The 758-nt window shown below is 39.2% G+C and carries 1 protein-coding gene; it reads left to right on the top strand.

The window, feature by feature from the left end; genetic code table 11:
• Positions 1–758, top strand: a 758-nt coding sequence (locus tag A3757_RS27295; RefSeq protein WP_197470260.1) for a hypothetical protein, incomplete at both ends; no start/stop codon positions are given.

The following is a 758-nucleotide window of genomic DNA, read 5'->3' on the forward strand; positions in this document are numbered from 1 at the left end:
ACCTCGGAAACGAAAGCAAAAGATTCAAATCAAGACTCAAAAAACCAGAAGACTTCTGAGCTTTCGTTTTTACTCAGCCAGCTAAGCATATCTAACCTAAACATTGCTTATACATCAGAGCTCAAAAACCAAAGCATTAAACTTTCACCTGCGAGTATTCAGGTTTCAAACATAGCACCAAACAAAGATGTACCCTTCGACGTAGACTTCACCTTCGAAGACACCATAGAAAAACTAACACTCAATTCTAATATTATTGGCCTTATCGAGTTTTCACCTGACTTTTCAAAAATTACGGTAAAAGAACTCAAGAGTAATTTTGAAGCGAATGGCGCCTTCTCTCAGTTCGAAGTAATTAATGCAAGTCTCGACAGCAAATTCACTGTGAACACCAGTAAAGAAGAAATAGTGGTTGAGGAGCTTTTCCTCATACTCGAGGAACTCAAGCTTGATAGTCAGTTAAGCCTTACAAACTACTTAGAATCACCTCACCTTCAAGGGCAAGTCCAAGTCAACAAGTTCAACCCCAAGATTCTAGCCGAGAGATTTGGAATTGCATTACCCACCTTATCTTCACCTGAAGCGCTAAACGCATTTAGCCTTTCGAGTAAGCTCGAATTTAAAGACCAGGCTCTATACTTTCAACAAATCAACACACAAGTAGATAAGAGTTCATGGCAAGGAGACCTTACATTCAATAGCAGTAATCAAGCGTTTGCACTTAGCCTTGTCGGTGACTCAGTTAATATCGATAATTA

Source organism: Oleiphilus sp. HI0117 (assembly GCF_001635235.1).